The 1956-nt window shown below is 72.5% G+C and carries 2 protein-coding genes; both read right to left on the reverse strand.

Annotation, left to right across the window (positions count from 1 at the left end; genetic code table 11):
- Nucleotides 1-21: 21 nt before the first annotated feature.
- Nucleotides 22-714, reverse strand: coding sequence for a PQQ-binding-like beta-propeller repeat protein (locus DBR23_RS12410; RefSeq protein ID WP_108498449.1), 693 nt, complete (start codon nt 712-714; stop codon nt 22-24).
- A gap of 44 nt (nt 715-758) precedes the next feature.
- Nucleotides 759-1956, reverse strand: a 1198-nt coding sequence (locus tag DBR23_RS12415) for a helix-turn-helix domain-containing protein (protein WP_108498450.1), incomplete at its 5' end; no start/stop codon positions are given.

Below are 1956 nucleotides of genomic sequence, written 5' to 3' on the forward strand. Positions count from 1 at the left end.
AGGGCTGAAGGTGTCAGGGGCTCAGGGGCGGGCCGCCTTGGGCCGGCGCACGGCGCGGACCTTGCCACTGCCGCCGCCCCCGCAGTAGAAGAGGTCGGCACCGTCCGATTCGAGGCCGCTCACGCCCACGCCTTGAGGCATGTCGAGCTGCTGCAGCACGGCGCCGGTGGCGGGGTCGATGTGGCGCAGCGTGCTCTCGTCACCCTCCCAGGTGCCGTGCCACATCTCGCCGTCCACCCAGGTCACGCCGGTCACAAAGCGGTCGGACTCGATGGTGCGTCGGATGGCGCCGGTGGCGGGGTCGATCTGGTGGATCTTGCGGTCGCGGTACTGGCCCACCCACAGGCTGCCTTCGGCCCAGGTGAGGCCCGAGTCGTTGCCGTTGCCGGGTGCAGGAATGGAGGCCACCACCCGGCCGGTGGCGGGGTCGATCTTGTCGATGCGCGCCTCGGTGATCTGGTACAGGTGCCTGCCGTCAAACGCAGTGCCTGCATCGCTGGCCACGGCCAGCGTGCGCAGGGTCTCGCCCGTGGCGGCATCGAAGGCCACCAGGTGCGCCCCCGTGGCCGCCCAGACATACTGGCCGTCATGGGTCACGCCATGCACGCTGTCCGCGCCCGCAAAGGGGCCGTATTCGCGCACGATCTCGGCGGGTTGTGAAGGGTGATGGCGGAAGGTGGCGGGTGTCGGGTCGCTGTGGGTGCACGCGGTCATGGTTGGCTCCTGTGGGGTGGCCCGGTGGGGGCTTGGCGTCCACTTTATGCAATCGGCAGCGCAGCAGGGAGTAACAAGATCGTCGTGAATCCGGACAGCGGCGGCGCCAGCCAGCGCTGCGCACGCGCGCGGCCGATGGAGCGCACACGGCCTTGTGCTTCCAGCTCGGCCAACGCGCGCTGCACGGTGCGCTGGCTGGCATCCGTGGCCAGCGCCAGCGCCGAGGTGGACCAGGCCGCACCGTCCGACAGCAGAGCCAGCAGCGCCGCCTGCTCGCCATCGATGGGCGGCGCCAGCACCACCACCGGCCGTGCGTCCACCGGCTGCAGCGCAAAGCCGCGCGCTGTGGCCTCGATACGCGCCAGTGGCCGCAGAAGCGCGCGCAGCCGCCCTACCTCCACCCGCAGCCGCGCACGGTGGGTGTCGTCCGGGTGGCGGGTGCGAAAGACCTGCGCAATCAACGCCTCGCGCTCTGCATCGCCGGGCCAGGCTTGCGCCAGCGCACATACCAGCGTGAACAGGATGGGCCGACGTGCCAGCAGTTGCCACACGCCGGAGTCTTTGGTGGAGGGGCCATCGCCCACCCCCACGCAGCGCCGACATGCATCCACTACCAGCGCGCCCGATGCCAGCAGGTCTGCCACATCGGAAAGGCGCAGCGGCTGGTCCACCCCTGCCCCCACGCGCCGCGCTGCGGGCTGGTCCAGCAGGGCGCGCGCCTGCGCCACCTCAGCCAGCAGGGCCGGTACATGGGCTTGCTCAGCGGCCTCCTGCGCACGGTCCAGCGCCGCACTGGCGGCGGCGATGTGCAGCGAGCGCAGCGCCAGCTCGGCCAGGGTCAGGTCGGCCATGGCCCGCAGGGCGGGGGGCAGGTCGCCCGCTGTGGGGGCGGTCGCCATGGCGTCCATGGCCGCTGCGGCTTCGTCCAGGCGGCCCATGCGCAGCAGCCGCCGCGCCGCAATCAGCCGCGCCTGTGTGGCGTTGGCGGTGTCGCCGTGGGCTTGCAGCGTGTCGGCCGCCTCCAGCAGCGGACGGGGTGACCCGCCCAGGTCGCGCATGGCCAACGCCACCTCGGCCTCGGCCACCACGCAGCGGGCGCGCGCCTGGGCTTCGTGGGTGCCAAAGGCGCGCGCAGCCTGCCGCAGCAGGTCGCGCGCACGGGGGTGTTCGCCCAGCTGCGCCATGGCAATGCCGCGCAAGGCCAGGGCGGGTGGGTCGTCGCGCAGGGCCACGCGCTTGAGG

The sequence above is a fragment of the Acidovorax sp. HMWF018 genome (genome assembly GCF_003061035.1).
Lineage (GTDB): Bacteria > Pseudomonadota > Gammaproteobacteria > Burkholderiales > Burkholderiaceae_C > Acidovorax > Acidovorax delafieldii.

Coding starts and splice junctions, on each gene's coding strand:
- DBR23_RS12410 (WP_108498449.1), bottom strand. CDS start 714: ATGACCGCGTGCACCCACAGCGACCCGACACCCGCCACCTTCCGCCAT.